The following is a 20,231-nucleotide window of genomic DNA, read 5'->3' as shown; positions in this document are numbered from 1 at the left end:
CTTATTCTCATCAGCGCCAAATACGGTATGATGAAGATCGCCCTCGTTAACTCCGCTCTTGACCCGGCCGGCATCAACATCCGGCGGCACATCGAGGCGTTGCTCGACAGCCCATCGGACGTTCTCCCCGGAACAGCTGGGCGGACGTATGAGTTCCATGAAACCCAGGGGAGGCTCATCCACGCGGACGGGGTTGACCGGGCGATCGATGCCGACCTTCTTATCTTCCTCTCCCGGCACGCGAGCGTCAACCCCATCCCCGTACTGACGGTGCACGTGACCGGCAATATGCGGGACGCAGAGCTGGGCGGCAGCCCCCGCACGCTCCCTCCTGCAGCGCCCGGGATGATGCAGGCGGTTCTGCGGGAGCTTGCCCGGCACTGCCCGACGGGGTACCGGGTCTCGTACGAGGTCACCCATCACGGGCCGACGGATCTTTTGCACCCGTCATTCTTTGTCGAGATCGGGAGCACGGAGAAGGAATGGGCAGACGGGGTGGCTGGAGAGGCGGTGGCAAAGAGCGTGCTTGCCGCGAACCCGATCGATTCAATTCCGCTAATCGGGTTTGGAGGCAACCATTACGCGGCACGCCAGACAGAGATCGCGCTCACATCGCGGGGGGCATTCGGGTACATCGCCCATTCCCGGGAGGTGAGTTCGCTGGACGACCCGATGATCCTCACGATGCAGGAGCGGTCCGGGGCCGTGGCTGCATATATCGACAGAAAAGCGCTGATGAAAGACGAGCTGCGCCGGCTCACCGGCCAGCTGGACGCACTGGGTATCACACAGCTTGGCGAGACCGAACTGTCCGATATGGGTACTCTGTCGTGGGAGACGTACTGTGCAGCAAAGGCACTGGCAGGTACAATCGTAAAGGGAGCCCGCTGCCATGTGCACGCATGGGAAGAGCAGGAAGAACCGGTACCGGTACGGATCGATCCGGTCCTTTTATCCGAAACCCTGAAGGCAGATGAACGCGAATTTCTGGCAGGCCTCGAAGGATTGCCCGTCATTCACCTGTCCGGGCCGGAAAATCGGCTGTTTCCCGTTTTTATCACTTCTGAAAAGTATACGTCCCGAATAATAAACGATTTAAATACATTGTGCGTAAAAATCATACGTATAAAAGAGATCACTGCACGGGACGGCGATCACCTGATCATACAGAAAGTCCGGTTTGACCCCGACAAGGCGCGTATGCTGGGGGTGCCGGCAGGACCACTGTATAAGGCACTTGCAGCAGGCCGGTCAGTCGAGGTCAGCGGCAGGGTGATAACACCGGAAATGGTGTCTTTGTGCAGCGAGACAAGAATCCACATCCCGGGTTTGGAGAACATTGCATGAGGTCAATTGTTGAAGAGGCACTAAACAAGGCGCAGACCGACACGACGTCCGTCGCGCAGAATAACGAAGACCTTGACCAGATTCTGGCCGAGCTCAAGACCGAGATCACGGTGATCGGCTGCGGGGGCAGCGGTTCGAACACGATCACCCGCATGATGGAGGAGGGTATCCACGGCGCCCGCATGATCGCCGTCAACACCGATGCCCAGCACCTCATCCGCACCCACGCCGACCAGCGCATCCTGATCGGCAGGCAGCGCACCCGCGGCCTCGGCGCCGGGTCCATCCCCCAGATCGGGGAAGAAGCGGCTCTCGAAAACGAGCAGGAGATCCGCGGTGCAGTATCCGGCTGCGACATGGTCTTCATCACTGTCGGCCTCGGCGGCGGCACCGGTACCGGCTGTGCGCCGGTCATCGCAAAGGCAGCCCGTGAAGAGGGGGCGCTCACCATCGCGATCGTTACCCTGCCGTTCGCCGCGGAAGGTGCCATCCGCATGGAGAACGCAGAAGCCGGTCTCGAACGGTTGCGGGATGTGGCAGACACGGTCATTGTTGTGCCCAATGACCGGCTGCTCGAGGTCGTACCGAAGCTGCCGCTCTATGCCGCGTTCAAGGTGGCAGACGAAGTCCTCATGCGTGCGGTAAAAGGGATCACCGAGCTGATCACGATGAACGGGCTTGTGAACCTCGACTTTGCCGATGTGCGCACCGTCATGGAGCGGGGCGGCGTCGCCATGATCGGGATGGGGGAGAGCGACTCAGAGGACAAGGCGGCAGATTCGGTCAAGAAAGCCATCCGTTCGCCGTTGCTCGACGTGGACATATCCGGCGCCACGGCAGCACTCGTCAACGTTGTCGGCGGCCCTGACATGACAATGGAGGAGGCAGAGGGTGTCGTGCAGGAAGTCTATAACCGGGTCGACCCGAACGCCCGGATCATCTGGGGTGCGCAGATCGACCCCGCGATGCAGAACAAGATGCGCACGCTGCTTGTGGTCACGGGCGTACGGTCGCCACAGATATATGGTAGGAACGAGAAACTTACCCCAAAAGTCCAGAAACAGTTTGAGATTGATTTTCTCAAGTGAGTAAATATGGAAATATCGAAGCCGGATTTCAAAGTTAACGTTCAGGAAGAGTTTTTCAGGAAATACCTGCGGGTCCTGAAACTTGCGCGCACTCCCAGCCGCGAAGAGTTTACCAAGATCGCAATCGTCGCTGCAGCAGGGGTCCTCCTGATCGGCCTTATCGGGTTCATCCTCTATGTCATGTTTGAGCACCAGACGTTGCTCGGGTTTTAAAATACTGATTGCCATGACCGAACAGACTTCCGGCACTCCATCGCCGGCACCGGCTCCTGCCCCAGATGCGGCAGTGTCCGATAACCGGATCTTTGCGATCAAGACGACCTCCAAGCAGGAGCGCACCGTCGCCGACAGTATCTTAAAAGCAATCGCGACCAAGGCGACCGATATCAACGTAACTGCCGTGATTGTGCCAAACGAGCTGCAGGGCTACGTGCTCATCGAGACCCCCGAGAAGCTGAACCGCATCGAGCAGCTCGTCGAGAAGATCCCCCATGCGCGCGCCGTCGTCCGCAAGGGGAAAGACGAGGGCGAGAAGAGCTCGATGATGCTTTCCGAGGTTGCACATTTCCTCATTCCCAAACCGGTGGTGAGCGGTATCGAGGAAGGTACGATCGTCGAGCTCATTGCCGGGCCGTTCAAGGGCGAGAAAGCAGTTGTCAAGCGCGTTGACGCGGCAAAGGAAGAGATCACGGTCGAGCTCTACGAGAGTGTCGTGCCCATCCCGATCACCGTCCGCGGCGACAATGTCCGGGTGGTCGAGAAATTCTCCGACCAGAAATAGCCTTTTTTACAGATATTCTGCCGGAAACCTGAACTGGGGCCGGCCCGGTCTCCTTTTTTGTGGTGAAACTGTAACCGGCACAGCCGGGGATTGTTAAGGCACCTTGCCGGAGTTAACATGTCCCGGATGTATTCAGCCGGATATGCGGGTTTACTCCTGGCATTCCTGCGAGCATAGAGGACCATTTTCCCATACACCTACTACCGGGAGCTGTAGAAACATGCCCCGTATCAGGCCACGAGCGTGAGGAAGAGCAGGGCGTATAATGAAACCGAAAGCGCCGGGATGATCCGGATTGACCATCGGTTTACCAGATCGACCCTTTTTGTGTCTTTTGCCTCAGAGAAAAAGATGATGAGGATACCGGATACCAGCACCATCACAAGCGTTGCATATGTCAGGATCATGAAATAGTCAAGGAATGTGGCATATGCAACAAGCGGGATCGCGTCCGCGACGCGCCAGTGGATGAGCACCGCGGCAAGGAACATCGACGCGTTCAGCCCGAGGCGCGATGTGACTTTCATCAGGAGCGAGCTGAGGGACACGATGATGATCAGCATGACCGGCAGGAAAAATTTCAGGAAGGTGGAGACGGAGTCTCTGGAGACATCATATGAAAAGACAGCCCGGGAATAGGGCAACTCGTCCGAACCGTATGAATGGCTCATGGTATATGCGGTAATGTCGCCAAGTTCCCAGCCGGGGAGGGCTGCGTCATGATCGAGGCCGGTTTCATTCCCGTCAATGACAAGGACTATTTCGCGTTCGCTGTGGGTTTTGGGCTCCACAATGATCGGGAGGGTGTGACGGTCGAACGGGTAACGGCGGAAGTCAGGGTCGGCACTCATTGTCGCAAAGACCCGGTAATACTTTTTTTCAGGGGTATCGATGAGCGTACCGATGGCGGTTGCATGCCCGTTTATCATCTCGAGATCTGTGAGGTTAACAGATGAGTTGGATCTGAGGGATACGTAAAAATTCGCTTCAAACGTCCCCTCTTCGGCGTTATATTTGGAAAAATCCACGACATAGTTGCCTATATACACGATGGCCGGGCCGGACGACTGGTTCCCTGCGGACCCGTTCATGCCGGTTGCGGCAGCTGCCGGCACCGCGGCACAGGCTGCCGCGAGGATGAGGAGGATGAGGATCCGGCCTGCACCGCTATACGGTATTCTCCGGTTCACGCCGGCCTCGTGGCCGTACGGATGATCAGGTTGTATGGCAGGAGAGATGGTATCGCACTCCGGTAAAAAGACTGGGATTGCTCCGGTATATTAATTCCGTACAGATGACCAGCATCTCTGGACTTTTGTGATCGTAATTAAAAAGAGAGAGATGATAGTATACCGGTTCATCTCTTCTTTTTCTTTCGTGCCGCATTCACCGCATCCCGTTTCTTTCCCGCAGCGGCAAAGAGCCCCTGCAGGGCCTGCAGTGTCTGTGAAAACTCTGCCATGTCGGTCTCTTTCCCGCCGATGGCAGCGGGTTTGTAGGGGATGGCCCCGGCCGCGGAGAAGTCGTCTTCCGAGATGAGCGCACAGAACTTCCTGCCGATCTCCGGTTCGATGACATCATCGAGCGGGTTCTCCCCCCGCACTTTCACGTCGATGTCCAGCGCATCCTGCAGCTGTTCAAGCGTGGTTGTTGCAAAACCGAGCACGATGATCTCGCGGGGATCGAACACGTTGATCGTGGAGAACATCCGGTTGCTGCTCCCTTCCACTTCCTTTCCCTCGACACCGAAGCCGGTGGTATGGAACCAGGCCCTGCGGAAATCATCGTAGGTCTTGCCTTCCTTCAGCCTTCGCGTGAGAATGGAGACTGTTGTCACGAGCTTGGGTTTTTCTTTTGCCATAACCCTCACGGTGAGTACTTGCGCATAAAAGTATAAAGAGACCGGCCGGGAAGCCCGCCTGCCTGTTGCCTGATGCCGGAACATATGTTATTATAAGTTTCATCACCCCATCAGGAGTTGGTGACACCCTGATGGCAGCAATCGTACACTTTGACGTTCCGGCAGACGATCCCGAACGGGCGATGAAGTTCTACGCCTCGCTCCTTGACTGGAAGTTCGAATCGTTCCCCGAAATGCAGTACAACCTCATAACGACAACGAACCTCGACGGGACTCCCGGCGTCGGCGGCGGGCTCGGGAAGCGGATGGAGCCCTCGCAGAGGATCCGGAACTACTTCGGGGTCAAGTCGATTGACTCCGCGATGAAGAAGGTAAAAAGCCTCGGGGGAAAGCTGGAGACGGGGAAGATGGCGGTGCCCGGGATGGGCTACCTCGTTAACTGCATAGACACAGAGGGGAACGCCTTCGGGCTCTGGGAAGAGAATGCCGAAGCTAAGTGAGAGCGCCTGAATCCCTCCCTCGGTGCATAACATCTCACCTTTTTGATGGTGAAGACAATGGCACTTGGTGATGTCGCGAGAATCATCCTCGTCCTTTCAGGTTTTTCATTTCCCGGGCCTGAATCTTTATCGCTTTCCACCGTTTCCGCTCAGACCGTACGAGCCCGATCTCCGATTTTTCCTGTTCGAACGCGAGCTCTTTTGTGAGCCGGATAAAGTTGTCGAGACGCTCCTGCAGGAGAATTCCCTTACCTACCGCTTGACGCACCGCACAGCCCGGCTCCCGCTCATGCCGGCAATCGGAGAAACGGCACCCTGATGCCAGTTCCTGTATGTCCGGGAATGTTTCCCGGATCCCTGATCCGGCAGTACCAATGCCAACCTCCCGCAGGCCGGGATTATCAATGACAAGAGCACCACCGGGCAGGACAAACAGCTGCCGTACCGTTGTCTTATGGCGTCCTTTCCCGTCATATTCCCGGACCGCCTTGGTATCCTGAACAGCTTGTTCCAGCAATGCGTTGATGAGCGTAGACTTTCCCACACCGGAAGACCCGATGAGGGCAACGGTCGTTCCTGAGACCAGGTAAGGATCAAGCAGGGAAAGGCCGGCGTGTGTCAGGGCACTGAGCGTGATGACCGGAACCCCCGCCGTCGCCTTTGAAATCCCTTCGGCGAGCGCTTCAGGTGTACCTGCCAGATCGGCTTTATTGATGATGATCACCGGTCGTGCCCCCGATGCATGGACGAGCGCAAGGTACCGTTCGAGGCGCCGGGCATTCAGGTCCGGACCGGCTGCTGTCACGATGAAAACCGTGTCGATATTTGCCGCGATCACCTGATCCAAACCGTCTTTACCGGGAACTCCGCGTGTGAACGTCGTCCTCCTCGGCAGGATATCCACGATCGTTTCTGCCCCTGCCTCAGGCTGGTGGAGCAGGGCAACAAAATCGCCCACGGCCGGCATGCGGCCGGTCCGGCGCAGGGCCCCGGAGATCCCCGCATTGAGCGATCCGCCCTCGATGAAAACTTCAAAGTGGGTTCGCTGCCGGCAGGCTATCCTTCCGGGAATGTAGCGGCCGGAATATTTTTCAAATGCAGAAGCAAGCTCCGCGTTCCAGCCAAGGGCTTCAAGAGAATAAGTATCACTCAGCCCGCAAAAAAATCCAGGGGGTTTCATGGTATTCGCTGAATGGATATGTATTTTCTTAGTGATCCAATATCATTGTGGTTGAAATTGTGCAGGGTCCTGAACCCCATCTCTGACGGAGATTTCCAGCCGACCCCCGTCAGACACGGGGTAATGGCGGCATCCACCGACGGAGAACCGGGGATCCCGGAACCCCCCGCCGGTTTCCGGCAACCTTCCAGCACCCAGACCCTCATGAGATCGGCCTTCCAAACGCGAATACGGGGCAGTTTTTGCAGCGTGATTTTCCGGGGTTTATTGGCATGGTATGTTTGGCTGTTTTCCGGATTATCCTCTGCTGGAACGCGGCTAAATAGTGTTATGTTCCGGGCATGGTTTATGCCTATTCTGGCCAAAAGGGAGTCAAATAGGGGATTTCGTAAAATAACTGTGTCGCTTTTTGGAAAAACCGTGTCGGTCGGATGTTCCGAGAGGGGAATCCGGGCTTAAATCGGGGCCGGATTTGCCTGACGATTTCGCTCACCCCCAACGGGGTCGCCCGGCCGCCTCATTGGGTCTCGCTGGGCTAGGGAGTTAAATGTGAAAATAAACAATTGAAGTTTCTGTCAATAAATCCGATCATTGAGTCGCCGTAGGGGCGTTCCGTCAGGACCGGCGGCACTCATCGCAATAGGGTATAGATTCTGATACTTTTAAGATGGTCTCAAACAATTATCGAGTAATGGATTTGATAACAAAAATATTTGGAAAATCTCTTGAAGAAAAATTATACGAGGCTATTGAAAGTAACCATTATTCTGAAGTTAAATCACTTGTTTCTCAAGGAGCAGATGTAAATTGTGTCTATAAAAATGAGATCACACCTTTGCATTTAGCCTCAAGAATAATGGGGGATATGGAAATTGTAAAACTACTAATTAATAACGGTGCTAATGTAAATGCAACAACAAGAAATGGATATAATTCATTAATGGTGGCATGTGTTCGAAATGATAAAGAGCTTGTTGAATTGCTTTTAAAAAACAAATCTGATGTAAATCAAATATCAAAAAATGGATGGACCCCGTTAATACTCGCATCTGGAAATATCTCTTTGAAAAGCATCTTTTTTCAAAATAATAAAATGGGGTTAGAGGTATTTCAACTTCTTGACACTCAAAAATTGTATCATATCAAAAATAACCCTAAGGAGATTGTACGTTCACTAATAAAGTCTGGATCTGATGTCAAGCACAAAAATAAGTTTAATAAATCCCCGTTAGATGAAGCAATTCTTTCATGCAATACTGAAGTGATTAAATGCCTTTTAGATAATGGTGCAAATATTGAAGACACAAATGATTTCGGAGATACCCCTCTGATAAAAGTATGCGGTTATAAATTTGATAAATATCGCGAATCTATAATCACTTTACTCGATAGAATATGGGATGTGGGAGGTTTCGGAGACGAAAAGAGTGAAATACGTTTTAGAATCAAAGGCGCTTTGCTCAATAATTTAAAAAATAAACCCCAAAACTAACAGATCGAAAATTTCAATTCAGAAATGCTAAAAGTTGCAGATTATTTCATTAAAAATGGAGCAAATATTAAAGCTAAAAATAGTGTAAGGGCATCCCCAATAATTGCAGCTTCAGGAGGAGGAAATGCAAAAATTGTTGATCTTTTAATAAAATCTGGAGTGGACGTGAATGACAGATATGATAGCGATATGTCTGCACTTTTTATCGCAGCTCAAATAGGAAATATTGATGTAATTAAAGTTCTTCTTCAAAACGGCGCAGATATTGAGTCTCCACTTAATGATGGTGAAACAGCTCTAATGACAGCTGTATGGTTCGGGCAAGTTGACATTGTGAAACTTCTTGTTTTGAAGGGAGCAAATATCAATGCAAAAAAAATTACTCCGTATAATAAAGATGGGGAGAAAGCGCTCGCTTGGGCGGCTTATAAATTCAAAAATGAAAGGGATACTCGATATGGGGAAATCTTCAATATTCTGCATAATGCTGGTGCAAGATAATCTCTGAAGAAATCAAAAAACAGAATAAAATTAAGATGCCTACGTTTTCTTAATATCCTGAATTAGTACACCGATAATTATCGCTAAAACCATCGTTCCTATTACGAGCCCTCCTGTTACAATCCAATAATTAGAATTTGTTGACATTTCTATAAATTTAAAATAAAAATTTGCCCACAAATTTGCGACCATTCCTCCAACAATTCCCATTGTAACACCGATTAGAAGAGCTTTTTTCTCTTTCTTATTCAATTCATTATCTGGAGCCATATTCAAAATAAGTGAATTACCAATTAAAAATTGTTTTGACTCGTAATGATAAATTATATCAATCGCCGTGATTTGAACACTCTGTAAATTGCTAATGGGATTATTATGAAGAATATCAAGAACGCAATGAATACGAGTCCATACCTCATAACGAGAAATAATTCTGGGGAAATGATACTGACATATGTTGGAGTATTGGGGCCAAAAGCCATCATAGAGAGTGTTAAATAAATAAAAAACACGGAAACCGGGATAGCTACGATCAGGATAATGAGATAGACAAAATACTTGTTCAATCCATGTGAAAAGTTATTTGGTTGTTTAGTTTTCTGCCACCATTTCATTGAACGTAAATGATGCCTCCTGAACGATAATAATATCGAAAAACTTTTACGGTTACAACCTTCTTAATCTCACACTACCTTTAAGTCCCCTTACGCCAATATTTTAAGACCCACGCCAGATGCCCGTTACACGGGACGGCATGGTGGACATATTATGGCAGAAGTGGTCGAGGTTTTAGTACCCGGCGGAAAGGCAACCGCTGGTCCCCCACTGGGACCATCGCTCGGACCACTCGGTATCAACGTGAAGGCAGTTGTCGATGAGATCAACAAGAAGACCGCCTCATTCAACGGAATGCAGGTCCCGGTCAAGATCGAAGTCGATGACAAGAAGCAGTTCACCGTCACGGTAGGCGTCCCGCCCACCACGGCGCTCATAAAAAAAGAGGCAAATATCGAGAAGGGATCCAAAGAGCCCAACGCCATTGTTGCAGGGAACTTACCCTTTGATGCCGCTGTCAGGATTGCCAAAATGAAACTCGACGGCATGCTATCCTACGAGCTGAAGACCGCAGTCAAAGAGGTCGTCGGCACCTGCAGGAGCATGGGCGTCACCGTTGACGGCAAAAAGCCAAACGAGGTCATTGCCGCAATCAACGAGGGCAAGTACGACAGCGCGCTCGCAAACTGATTTGTGATATGAACCATAGAAGATCGAAAGGTCGCATAACTATGGAGGTAGCTGATGGTTGAAAAGGCCAGAATACTGGAAGCCGTGAAAACGGCTCTTGAAAAAGCGCCTAAACGCAAATTCTCTGAGAGTATAGATATCACCATCAATCTCAAGAATATCGACATGGCGCAGCCGAAAAACCGTATCGACGAGACGATCATGCTCCCCCACGGGACCGGTGAGAACATCGGGATCTGTGTGCTCGGGAAAGGGGATATCGTCACGCAGGCAAAGGATGCCAAAGTTGATCTGATTTTAGGCCCCGAAGAGATAGAGCGACTGGGAGGCGCACCGCGTGAGGCACGCAAGGTCGCCGCGAGTTACCGGTATTTCCTTGCAGAGACAGCAGTCATGCCGCAGGTCGGCAGGTTCCTTGGTCCACGGCTCGGTCCGCGGGGCAGGATGCCGATGCCGATCACGGGCGGTATGGATATCCGCCCGATCGTGGAGCGTCTCCGCAATTCCGTAAAGATCCGCACCAAGGACAAGACCGTGTTCTCTACCAAGGTCGGGTCAACGGCAATGAAGCCGGAACAGGTCGCAGACAATATCGAGACGATCGTAAAGAGGATTGAATCGGTGCTCGAGCAGGGCCCGTTGAACGTCCGCTCGATCTATGTCAAGACCACGATGGGTCCCGCAGTGAGGCTGGTGTAAATGGCACTCTACACGCGGCACCTGCCGGCATGGAAAAAGGACGAGGTCGAGGAGATCAAGAAGAACGCCGGGAAGTATACGCTTGTCGGGCTTGTCGACATGTACGGCATCCCCGCCGCACAGGTCCAGCAGATCCGGCGCAACCTGCGGGGCAAAGCGGTCATCAGGGTGACAAGAAACACGTTAATTGAGCACGCGCTTGCCGAGATGGGCGGCAAAGTGGCGGGGCTTTCCAAATACGTCTCCGGCCACTCCGCGATGATCTTCACCAACGACAACCCGTTCAGGCTCTTTAAGCAGCTCCAGAAGACCAAGACCAAGATGGCGGCAAAGGCCGGAGAAACCGCGCCGGAAGACATCGTGGTCGAAAAAGGTCCGACGAGCTTCAAGCCGGGCCCGATCGTGGGCGAGCTCCAGCAGGCGGGCATTCCTGCAGCAATCGAGGGCGGCAAGGTCAAGATCCGCGAGACCAAGACGATCGTGAAGAAAGGTGCGGTCATCACTGCAAAAGTTGCAGACGTGATGATCAAGCTGGACATCAAACCCATGGACGTCGGGCTTGCACTGCAGGCAGCGTTCTACGAGGGCGACGTGTTCGAGCCGTCCGTGCTCGCAATCGACGAGACCGCAATCATTGCACAGATCCAGCTTGCAGGACAGCAGGCGTTCAACCTCTCGGTCAATGCAGCGATCCCGACAAAGGAGACCATCGCACCGATCCTGACAAAAGCTGTCAGGGAGGCGCGGAGCCTTGCTGTCGAGGCATGCATCTACGAGAAAGACGTGGTTGATGCGATTATCGGTAAAGCCCAGCGAGAAAGCATTGCGTTGAAAAGCATTGTCAAGTAAAATTTTATAAAAAAACCGAGGTGAAAAAGATGGAATATATCTATGCAGCACTTCTCCTGCACAAGGCAGGCAAGAAGGTCGATGAGAACGGCGTGAAGGCAGTCCTTACCGCCGCAGGTATCGCAGTTGATGAATCCCGTGTAAAGGCGCTCGTTGCAGCACTCGATGGCGTTAACATCGAGGAAGCAATCAGCAAGGCGGCCATCGCACCGGTGGCAGCCGCAGCCGCGCCCGCAGCAGCACATGCAGCTGCAGCCGCACCGGCAAAGGAAGAGAAGAAGGAAGAGCACAAGAAGGAAGATGAAGAGAGCGGCATGGCAGGGCTCGGCGCCCTGTTCGGCTGAATTTTTTTCATTCCTTTCTCGTGTAAGCACATTGCAGTTTCTGTTTTATCCGAAAGGTTCATCAGAACCTTGAGGAGGAGAAGATTTACGCAGTAAATCTTCGAATTTCCGAAAGGTTCATCAGAATCCGAAAGGTTCATCAGAGGAGGAGAAGATTTACGCAGTAAATCTTCGAATTTCCGAAAGGTTCATCAGAATCCGAAAGGTTCATCAGAACCTTGAGGAGGAGAAGATTTACGCAGTAAATCTTCGAATTTCCGAAAGGTCCATCAGGATTTTGAGGTGGAGAAGAATTCGTCAGAATTCTTCGACTTGTGAATCGCAATCCTGTTTTAAAGTATCATCTTTAGTCCGAATGGCGGGTATCGGGACATCATACCCCGGTCAGCACCCGCGACATGTTGTTGATATCATTCAAAGTATTGACAGGTGCAGCGAAAACCGAGATATCATTAGCGACGGAACCTGTAAACCAGCCCATCCCGCTCACAAGCAGGAAAAACAAAATAATGCTTAGAATGAACACAAAGAAGGTGATAACCATTTTTTGGACTCGTGTAAGTGTTTTTGAAATCCAGTACGCGACAATGATCATGATAATGCCGATAATGAGGGGTCTTGCGAACCAGGAGGCAACGGCCATCAGGTCTGAGGATGCTGGTTCAAATAGGAGTCGGGAAAACGATGCAAGGAGGGTCGAGATGCCAAAAGAAGCAAGGAGGATTGCAAAGACCACTCGCAGAAACGTCAGCATCCATATGATAGAAGAAATTACAAATCCCATCCGACACCATCCCGTTTTTTAAATGTCTTGAAAGGGCAGATATATATTTATTGTTTGTTTAATGTCAGCAAATTGAGATATTGCGGTTTTTTTCGTGTTCATCAGACCGGCACTGCAACATAAATGCCGTGTTTTACGGATACGATCTTTATCCTCAGGTTACCCGAAGTCTTCAGGCACCCCATCACTGAAACGACACGATCGCGGGCGACACCCAGCTGTTCGTTTCTGATCCAGCCGGGAGCCCGGATCTCAACGGTTGCCTTCTCACCCTTATCAAAGACTTTCGGGAGCATCGGCCGTCGTTCCGTGCCGAAGTCCTGCGGGGTGATGACGAGCCTGCACCCAAACTCCTTCTCCCATGGTTTTATGCTCCGGTTATAGAACTGCCACCAGCTCTGCACCTTCACGCCTTTGGGGCTCCTGCCATATTTGTACCGCTCGAACTTCTGGATGCCAAGCGGCGGGAATCGTTTGCCGGCACCGATCTCCTGCGCAAACCGGATCAGTTTTGGGATCTCGGCATCGTTTATTCCGGGCAGGTAGACCGGTGCGATGAGCAGGTCGATGTTGCCTGCCGCCACAGCCCGTGCTGCATCCATGACCTTTTCGATATCAAACCCCGGGATGCCGGCAAGGTCCTGCGCCATTGCAGGGTCAATGGCATGGAGCGAGAGGTTGATCCGGTCGAGCCCGGCAGATTCAAGCGCGGCGATGGTACGGTCATTGAGCAGCGTGCCATTGGTCTGCATGGAGATGAACTGTACTTCAGGAATCGTTCGGAGGTCCGTGACCAGCCCGGAAATTTCCTTATATAGCATCGGCTCGCCGGGCGAATCGATATGGCACTCGACACCGCTGCCTTTAAACCGGGCAATTTCCTGCACGTAATCGACAAGGTACCCCCGTTCGACCTCGTAGCTTGCTGTCCGCGTTGTGGATTCCGGCCCGGCATCGACCGAGCAGAACGGGCAGTTCAGGTTGCATTTGCAGCCGGGGCGGACCTGCAGCAGGCTCGTCCCCCGGTCAATGACACCGAAATAGAGGGAGCCCAGCAGCGGGATGGCGGAGTTCCGGGTGATCCTGATGTGGGCCATCGCAGGAGGCGGTAATTCCTTTACGGGACGTTCCGATCCCCGGGTCAGCCGGTGGACGGGCATAAAATATTCAGGTTCTGTCCGTACGGATCCGGAATCCCTGCCACACGCTGCGTTCATGGAGGTGCTGTGCCCCCATCTTCAGGAGCACGAACTCGAACGCGGGGCGCCCTGCAGGCTCCCTGCCTTTGTGGGTACAATAGGTGACAAATGCCTCGTACATCTGCATGCATGGCACCTGTGAGCGGGCATCCGGGACGAGGATCTCGTCATGGAACTTCCAGATCCCCTCAAACTCCTCATCCTCCCGCATGAGCGGTTTTAGCATCGATACTTCGACGGTTTCCTCCGCGTCCTGCTTGTCTCCCACTTTTTCGAGGTCATGGTAATAGTCCTGCACGACACAGAGCCCCTGCCGGAGGTCAGCGAGTTCCTTCTCAAGGGTTGAGATCTTTACTTTTTTATCCTTCTCTTTCTCTGCAGGCGCCATCCTTGTTCCCTCCTTGTGTCTTATAAAAAGATAAACTTCCCGGTTCAGGTGTGCTGCGTGGCTATGCCCGCTGGCGCTGGACTGCACCGGCATAGACGCACTGGCCAAACGAGACGCACCCGTCGCCAAGAGGGTAATCGGGGTTTAAGAGGCATTCAAGAGAACTGCCGGCAATCTCCTTTCTGATCGTCTCGCGGATCATGTGGTTATACGCAACACCGCCGCTGAGAGCAACCGTTTTTATGCCGGCTTTCTGCGCTGCATTGATCGCGAGGACGGCGATGCCGCGGGAGAGGTTATACTGGAACGAAGCGGCGATGTTGAAAACCGCACGCCGGTCGCCTGCGCGGGCGTCCTGCAGCCGCGCAAAGGCAGACTCCATCAGCGCACGCGTCGACAGCATCTCAACACCCCCGGCATCTGAAAACACAAGGTCCCATGCTTCCGGCCGCCCGCCCGCTGCGGCAGACTCAAGTTTCATTGCAGGTTCCCCGTCATAGGTCCTCTCACGGCAGATGCCCAGCAGTGCCGATGCCGCGTCAAGCACCCTCCCGGTGCTGCTCGTTGTTGCCATGTTGAAACCCGATGCGACCTGTTTTTTAAGCACCCCGAGTTCAATTCCGGACCAGCCGCGGGACGCGAGCAGGCCAAGGACTTCTTCTTCGGGGAGGATGCCATACAACATCCGTTCGGGAAACCGGGTCGCGAGGTCGCCGCCAGGCATCCCCACCGGTGCGAGGTGCGCTACGCGCCTGAAATCGGGCACCTGCCCGCAGAAGACCTCTCCGCCCCACACCGTACCGTCATCGCCGTACCCAACACCGTCGATTGCAATCCCGATACAGGGTTTTGTAGTCGTTGCAGCAATATGGGCACGGTGGTGCTGTACCGGGACCCGCTCCACCTTCACCTCATCTGCAAGATCCTGTGCAAAGCGCGTTGAGAGGAACTGGGGGTGAAGGTCATGGGCGACGACCTCAAAGTCCGCACCCAGCAGCCGGCGGAGGCGTCCAACGGTCTCTTTCAGGTAATCGAGGGTGGAGGGATTGCGGACATTGCCCACGTGGGGCGAGGTGACGGCAAACCCGTCACGGTATACGGTTGCATTCGCGTTCAGTTCCGGACCGACTCCGAGGATGCAGCGTTTGCCGAGGTCGATCGCCGTACGCTTCGGGGCAATCCCCCGGGAGAGCCGGATGATGTAACCGTCCCGCATTACCGAGTCGTCGCACCGGTTCACAATCGTTCGGTTGTGCGAGAGGAAGAAGTCAACATCGCGGGAGAGCCGGCCCATCGCATGGTCAATAGAGGTGATCATCGGGTAGCCGGGCATGTTCGCGCTCGTCATGATCAGGAGGGGATGGGTAATCTTTGCGAACAGCAGGTGGTGGAGCCCGGTATACGGGAGCATGCAGCCGATGGTATGGAGGTTGCTGATCGAGGCGTGTGCGAGCGGGTCGTTTTTGGTGAGCACCACGATGGGGTGCACCGGGCTGTACAGGAGCGCCCGTTCGTCTGCCGACACATGCGCGATCCTGTCGATGGCATCCGGGCGGACCATTATGGCAAATGGCTGCTCGATCCTCCCCAGCCTGCGCTTCAGCTCATCGGCGGACTCCTCAATGCAGGCAATGTGGAACCCCCCCATCCCCCGCACACCCACGATCCTCCCGGCATCGAGCAGTGCAGCCGTTTCCGTGACCGGGTCGCAGCAGTCCATGCGCCTGCCCTGCGCATCGAACAGGGTGATGTGAGGCCCGCATTCATTGCAGGCGATGGTCTGCGCATGGTGGCGCCGGCACTGCGGGTCGTTGTATTCTGCCGCACATGCGGGACATACCTGAAAGGCTGACATGGACGTGCGCTCGCGGTCATACGGGAGCTGTTCGATGATGCTGTACCGCGGACCGCAGTTCACGCACGAGGTTGCCCAGTAATTTTCGTACCTGCTTCCTTTCCGGAAGATATCAGTGATGCAGGCGTCACAGATCGCGACGTCCGGCGGGATCATGCCAGTCATCGCCCCGCTGGCGCTCGGGAGGATCCCAAACCCCTTCCCGATCGGCTCCTGGAAATCAAATACCTGCACCGAATCGATCCGTGCAAGCGGCGGGCCCTGCGTAATTGCAGAGACAAAATCCTCAAACCGGTCGCCGGCAGCAAGGATCTCCACTTCGCTCCCGAGATTTTTTACCGTACCGGAAATTTTCATCTCATGTGCTTTTGCATAGACAAACGGGCGGAAACCGACGCCCTGCACGATCCCCCTGACCAAGACCCTGCCCTTTTTACGCATCGTGTGCCACAAAACCTTATTGATTTTAAGCGGCGATATATGTGTAGGGTTTTATCAGTGCCGGGCCATATCAGGATAGTAAACGATCCCGTGGAACTTGTTCCGCTCCTCATGACGTTCAATGACCCCTCGTTTAAAAAGGTCTACGAACTCCTGAGCAAATCATGGATGACCGAAGAAGAACTCACCTCCCAGATCGACTCTGACTCCATTCCGGTCTGCCTCCAGATCCTCAAAAAAGGAAACCTTGTCGAGGAACAGTGGCGCATGCCAAAGCGGGGCGAGAAACCGATCAAGGAGTACCGGGCGACCTATAACAAGTTCAGGGCGAACTTCCAGTGCAACCTGCAGGACCTCTCTGATATCCTTTACATCTCCCTTTCCAATGACGAAAACCTCCGCGCCGTGGTCGAGCAGATCGAAGACCAGATGGGCGGAGGGCTGACATCCATCAACGACCTTTCCCGCAAATTCGCAGTCAGCCCGGTATTTATCAAAGGGCTCGCAAAACGTATCCCCCATCTCGATGTGAAGGGGCAGGGACTGGTGCGGCTTGATTCCGGGCGCTAAAGACCCCCTTTATACGATTCTGCGCAGCAAACGGGAGGTCACCCGCCTCCAGATTTTAGTCGAGATTGCCGAACACCAGCCGGCGGTCAGGCAGCAGGAGATCGCAGGAAAACTCGGCGTCACGCCGCAGGCGATCTCGGAGTACATCCGCGAACTCGTCGAGGAAGGAATGGTCGCAGCAAGCGGCAGGGGCAATTACGAGGTGACAAAATCCGGGGTGGAATGGATCCTTGCCAATGCTGAGTCCCTTGAAGCATATGCCCGCCATATCCGGCGCGATATCATCCAGCAGGTCGCGGTCTGGGCGGCGATCGCTGCCGAAGACCTTTCTGAAGGCGATGAGGTTGGAGTTTACATGAAGGGCGGGTGGCTCTATGCCGGCAAGAAAAAACACGCCGCGACAGGCACCGTGGTAATGGATGCAAAGAAGGACTCGGACGTGGGTGTCGCCCGTCTCAATGGTATCATCGAGCACCGGGAGGGCAGCATACGGGTCTGCAAGGTGCCACGGATCCAGCACGGGGGTTCGCGCAAGGTGAACCGGAAGCGTCTCTCAGAAGTCCTCAAGGGGGCAGATGTGGTTGCCGCTGTCGGCGTCGAAGCGTACATTGCGCTACGGGCAGCAGGGCAGAAACCGGACATGTTCTTTGGTGCACGGGAGGGTGTGATCGAGGCAGCGTTTCATGGGCTCGAGTGCGTGATCGTGATCGTCGATGAAGAGTTTACCGACTTTTTAAAACGGCTGGAGAGCGTGGAGCTCGGCTACACGATCCATGACCTGATCGCTCCATGAAGATCATCGTCCAGCCCGCCAAGGGCAGTTACCGTATCCTTTTTTATGACGGGAAGCACGTCTGCGGAGCCGGCATCTGCGAACTTTCCGAAACGCCAAAAGGACCCCGGCCGACCCGGTACCGGCTCCGCTGGGGCGGGAAAAAAGAGTTCAAGCATACCCCTTCAAAAGACCTGATCGCCCAGCTCCGGCAGGGCGAGGTGCAGCTGACAAAGCCCGATCCCCCGTTCGAAGCGTTTCTCTCCGGCTTCCAGATAGTTGCGGGAAGGGCGTATGCCTGCCGGATGTGCCTCATGGATGAGCGGTTCACCCTGCTCGATGACCAGACGTCGGTGATTTTCGGGAAGGGGGAGCGGATCTGCATGGACTGCGCACGGCGGGAACTGCGCAGGGAAGCGACGCAGGTCGGACGGCTGGGCAGGGATGCGATCGCCCACCTCGAAGTGCTGCTCGATGAGTTCCGGAACCTGGACCGGGTGCTCGCCACGCTGCAACCGGATACGCTTTCGTTTGCGCAGACGCTCTTTGACCGGCTCGAACCCCATCCGGCGCTCGCGACACAGGGCATCACCGAGCTCCCCCTACCCGGCCAATTCGTGCAGGCATCCGGTGTCGGGGCGCTTATGCCGGCCCAGCAGCTTGCCGTTGAAGCGGGGCTTTTGTATGGAAAGGACCTGCTGGTCGTGGCCGCAACTGCAAGCGGCAAGACGTTCATCGGCGAGATGGCCGGAGTGAAAAATTACCTTGAAGGGAGGGGGAGGATGCTGTTCCTTGTGCCGCTCGTCGCGCTTGCCAACCAGAAATACGAGCGCTTTTTTGAACGGTACAGTGCATTTGCACGGTGCGGTCTTCTCACGGGCGTGAGCCGGCTCAACCTTCCCGAGACCCGCAAAGTCGGTGACCGGAACCCTGAATCCCCGATCGTTGTCGGGACTTACGAAGGTGTCGACCACATGATACGGTGCGGGCAGAAAATGAAGAACATCGGGACGGTTGTAATTGATGAGGTCCAGATGCTCGAGGACCCGGAACGGGGACACCGGCTCGATGGGATGATCGCCCGGCTCAAGTACCTTTGCCCGCAGGCACAGTTCCTTTATCTCTCTGCAACAATCGGGCTCCCGAACCTCCTTGCGAAAAAGCTCAACTGCACGCTGGTCCGGTATGATGCCCGTCCGGTCGGGCTGGAGCGGTACCTTCTCTTTGTGGAGCGGAAGCAGAAGATCCCGACGATCAAGCACCTGACGACCGACGAGTACAAGCGAACCTCGTCCAAGGGTTACCGTGGGCAGAGCATCATCTTCACCAATGCACGGGCACGCTGCCACACGATTGCCGAGGCGCTAGGGATGCGGGCTGCGGCGTACCATGCCGGGCTCACGTCTCAGGAGCGCCGGGACGTGGAAACAAAATTCGCGCAGGGTAAGCTGATGGCAGTTGTGACAACAGCGGCACTCGGTGCAGGTGTCGATTTCCCCGCTTCACAGGTGATCTTTGACTCCCTTGCAATGGGGAGGGAATGGCTCTCGGTGCAGGAGTTCAACCAGATGGGGGGCCGGGCAGGGCGGCCCGATTTCCACGATCTGGGCAGGGTCGTGATCCTTGCCGAGCCCGGGGGCAGTTACTCGCGGGAGAGCAATTTCACCGAAGAAGAGATAGCGATGCGGCTCTTAAAAGGCGTAATGGAAGAGGTCGCACCCGAGCATGACGAGGAAGGCAGCTCGGAAGAGTATGTCGCAAATGCCGTGGTCTGCAACGGGAACGAGGCGGAACTTGAGCGCATCAACACGATGATGGTCGGGACGATGGAACCGGTGCTGCCCGAGCTCGTCTCCCACCGGTTAGTGAAACGGACGGAGAAAGGGACGATCGAACTCATGCCGCTCGCCCGCGTCATGGCGGAGCATTTCATCGGGATTAACCGGCTGCTGCGGGTGGTGAAACTTTCAGAGAAGATGGACGACCCGCTGGAGATCATTGCGGAACTCAACTGTGTCGAGGCGGAGGACGCCGGACAGAAACCGGAACAGCAGGACAAACGGAACCGGGACAGGAGACCTGCGCAACCCCCCCGCCATAACCCGGCCGTTCACCGGGGAAGGAGTAAAAAAGGGCGGCATTAATAATTGAATCGTTGTGGGAATCGAACCGGGGGGATCCAATCAGATCAAAGGAAGTGTATTTTTGATAATTCCCCCCCCTTGAAAATCCTTGTATCTTCTGTTTTAAAGAAGTCTTTCCGGACCAATACTGTCAGTATATCCAGACAATCCCGATGACGTTTACAGGGGCGGGGTTTAGGTTGAATAATGAG

Annotated in this window: 22 protein-coding genes; 14 read left to right on the top strand and 8 right to left on the bottom strand. The window is 54.2% G+C overall.

The features are described from left to right. Nucleotides 1–30: 30 nt before the first annotated feature. Genes OS112_10230 through OS112_10215 form a run of 4 tightly spaced genes read left to right on the top strand, consistent with a single transcriptional unit; the run spans nucleotide 31 to nucleotide 3,216 of the window. On the top strand, nucleotides 31–1,347 hold the full coding sequence (locus OS112_10230; protein WAC06175.1) for a D-tyrosyl-tRNA(Tyr) deacylase: 1,317 nt from the start codon (nucleotides 31–33) through the stop codon (nucleotides 1,345–1,347). Beyond that, entirely contained in the window at nucleotides 1,344–2,435 is a 1,092-nt protein-coding gene (ftsZ, locus tag OS112_10225) for a cell division protein FtsZ (protein ID WAC04815.1), read from the top strand. Before OS112_10230 ends, ftsZ begins: the two co-directional genes overlap by 4 nt. Before the next feature lie 6 nt (nucleotides 2,436–2,441). Further along, nucleotides 2,442–2,648, top strand: a complete 207-nt coding sequence (locus tag OS112_10220) for a protein translocase SEC61 complex subunit gamma (protein WAC04814.1) — start codon at nucleotides 2,442–2,444, stop codon at nucleotides 2,646–2,648. A 13-nt stretch (nucleotides 2,649–2,661) separates the two neighbouring features. After that, nucleotides 2,662–3,216, top strand: a complete 555-nt coding sequence (locus OS112_10215; protein ID WAC04813.1) for a transcription elongation factor Spt5 — start codon at nucleotides 2,662–2,664, stop codon at nucleotides 3,214–3,216. Between the two features lie 230 nt (nucleotides 3,217–3,446). Here OS112_10215 and OS112_10210 read toward each other — a convergent pair whose 3' ends face one another. Then, nucleotides 3,447–4,406 (bottom strand): hypothetical protein, encoded by a 960-nt coding sequence (locus OS112_10210; protein ID WAC04812.1) that lies wholly within the window; start codon nucleotides 4,404–4,406, stop codon nucleotides 3,447–3,449. A gap of 167 nt (nucleotides 4,407–4,573) precedes the next feature. Then, nucleotides 4,574–5,077 carry an ROK family protein gene (locus OS112_10205; GenBank protein WAC04811.1) on the bottom strand — a complete coding sequence of 168 codons (504 nt, stop codon included), beginning with the start codon at nucleotides 5,075–5,077 and terminating at the stop codon, nucleotides 4,574–4,576. Nucleotides 5,078–5,208: 131 nt separating this feature from the next. On the opposite strand from OS112_10205, the gene OS112_10200 reads away from it, so the two are divergent. After that, nucleotides 5,209–5,577 (top strand): VOC family protein, encoded by a 369-nt coding sequence (locus OS112_10200; protein WAC04810.1) that lies wholly within the window; start codon nucleotides 5,209–5,211, stop codon nucleotides 5,575–5,577. Nucleotides 5,578–5,659: 82 nt separating this feature from the next. Here the strand turns inward: OS112_10200 and rsgA are convergent, their stop codons facing one another. Beyond that, complete coding sequence (gene rsgA, locus OS112_10195; GenBank protein ID WAC04809.1) at nucleotides 5,660–6,757, bottom strand: ribosome small subunit-dependent GTPase A; 1,098 nt, start codon at nucleotides 6,755–6,757, stop codon at nucleotides 5,660–5,662. 691 nt (nucleotides 6,758–7,448) lie between these two features. Between rsgA and OS112_10190 the strand changes: the two genes are divergently transcribed. Together OS112_10190 and OS112_10185 are read left to right on the top strand one after the other, a co-directional pair. Beyond that, on the top strand, nucleotides 7,449–8,249 hold the full coding sequence (locus tag OS112_10190) for an ankyrin repeat domain-containing protein (protein ID WAC04808.1): 801 nt from the start codon (nucleotides 7,449–7,451) through the stop codon (nucleotides 8,247–8,249). Nucleotides 8,250–8,273: 24 nt separating this feature from the next. After that, nucleotides 8,274–8,750 carry an ankyrin repeat domain-containing protein gene (locus tag OS112_10185; GenBank protein ID WAC04807.1) on the top strand — a complete coding sequence of 159 codons (477 nt, stop codon included), beginning with the start codon at nucleotides 8,274–8,276 and terminating at the stop codon, nucleotides 8,748–8,750. Between the two features lie 39 nt (nucleotides 8,751–8,789). On the opposite strand, the gene OS112_10180 is transcribed toward OS112_10185, so the two are convergent. After that, a complete protein-coding gene (locus tag OS112_10180) occupies nucleotides 8,790–9,020 on the bottom strand; it encodes a hypothetical protein (GenBank protein WAC04806.1) in 231 nt (76 codons plus the stop codon). A gap of 498 nt (nucleotides 9,021–9,518) precedes the next feature. Between OS112_10180 and OS112_10175 the strand changes: the two genes are divergently transcribed. Genes OS112_10175 through rpl12p form a run of 4 tightly spaced genes read left to right on the top strand, consistent with a single transcriptional unit; the run spans nucleotide 9,519 to nucleotide 11,887 of the window. Continuing rightward, nucleotides 9,519–9,995, top strand: a complete 477-nt coding sequence (locus OS112_10175; protein ID WAC04805.1) for a 50S ribosomal protein L11 — start codon at nucleotides 9,519–9,521, stop codon at nucleotides 9,993–9,995. Between the two features lie 54 nt (nucleotides 9,996–10,049). Continuing rightward, a complete protein-coding gene (locus OS112_10170) occupies nucleotides 10,050–10,694 on the top strand; it encodes a 50S ribosomal protein L1 (protein WAC04804.1) in 645 nt (214 codons plus the stop codon). Further along, nucleotides 10,695–11,543: a 50S ribosomal protein L10 gene (locus OS112_10165; protein ID WAC04803.1), complete on the top strand. Its 849-nt coding sequence runs from the start codon at nucleotides 10,695–10,697 to the stop codon at nucleotides 11,541–11,543. Between the two features lie 29 nt (nucleotides 11,544–11,572). Further along, a complete protein-coding gene (rpl12p, locus tag OS112_10160; protein WAC04802.1) occupies nucleotides 11,573–11,887 on the top strand; it encodes a 50S ribosomal protein P1 in 315 nt (104 codons plus the stop codon). Nucleotides 11,888–12,260: 373 nt separating this feature from the next. Here rpl12p and OS112_10155 read toward each other — a convergent pair whose 3' ends face one another. The 4 genes from OS112_10155 to hypF form a co-directional block, all read right to left on the bottom strand. Next, on the bottom strand, nucleotides 12,261–12,671 hold the full coding sequence (locus OS112_10155; GenBank protein ID WAC04801.1) for a hypothetical protein: 411 nt from the start codon (nucleotides 12,669–12,671) through the stop codon (nucleotides 12,261–12,263). Nucleotides 12,672–12,772: 101 nt separating this feature from the next. Next, nucleotides 12,773–13,831: a radical SAM protein gene (locus tag OS112_10150; GenBank protein ID WAC04800.1), complete on the bottom strand. Its 1,059-nt coding sequence runs from the start codon at nucleotides 13,829–13,831 to the stop codon at nucleotides 12,773–12,775. A 7-nt stretch (nucleotides 13,832–13,838) separates the two neighbouring features. Then, nucleotides 13,839–14,258 carry a hypothetical protein gene (locus OS112_10145; GenBank protein ID WAC04799.1) on the bottom strand — a complete coding sequence of 140 codons (420 nt, stop codon included), beginning with the start codon at nucleotides 14,256–14,258 and terminating at the stop codon, nucleotides 13,839–13,841. Nucleotides 14,259–14,319: 61 nt separating this feature from the next. After that, nucleotides 14,320–16,554, bottom strand: a complete 2,235-nt coding sequence (gene hypF / locus OS112_10140; protein WAC04798.1) for a carbamoyltransferase HypF — start codon at nucleotides 16,552–16,554, stop codon at nucleotides 14,320–14,322. 57 nt (nucleotides 16,555–16,611) lie between these two features. Between hypF and OS112_10135 the strand changes: the two genes are divergently transcribed. From OS112_10135 to OS112_10125, 3 genes are read left to right on the top strand one after another with little or no spacing between them, the layout of a single operon-like run. Next, nucleotides 16,612–17,124, top strand: a complete 513-nt coding sequence (locus tag OS112_10135) for an ArsR family transcriptional regulator (protein WAC04797.1) — start codon at nucleotides 16,612–16,614, stop codon at nucleotides 17,122–17,124. After that, on the top strand, nucleotides 17,108–17,917 hold the full coding sequence (locus OS112_10130; protein WAC04796.1) for a winged helix-turn-helix transcriptional regulator: 810 nt from the start codon (nucleotides 17,108–17,110) through the stop codon (nucleotides 17,915–17,917). The genes OS112_10135 and OS112_10130 overlap by 17 nt, the downstream gene beginning before the upstream one ends. Beyond that, nucleotides 17,914–20,040: a DEAD/DEAH box helicase gene (locus tag OS112_10125; GenBank protein WAC04795.1), complete on the top strand. Its 2,127-nt coding sequence runs from the start codon at nucleotides 17,914–17,916 to the stop codon at nucleotides 20,038–20,040. Before OS112_10130 ends, OS112_10125 begins: the two co-directional genes overlap by 4 nt. Nucleotides 20,041–20,231 lie beyond the last annotated feature (191 nt).

It is taken from the genome of Methanoregula sp. (assembly GCA_026625165.1).
GTDB lineage: Archaea > Halobacteriota > Methanomicrobia > Methanomicrobiales > Methanospirillaceae > MVRE01.
The sequence above is the reverse complement of the archived record's forward strand: the minus strand, read 5'-3'. Positions and strand labels throughout refer to the sequence as shown.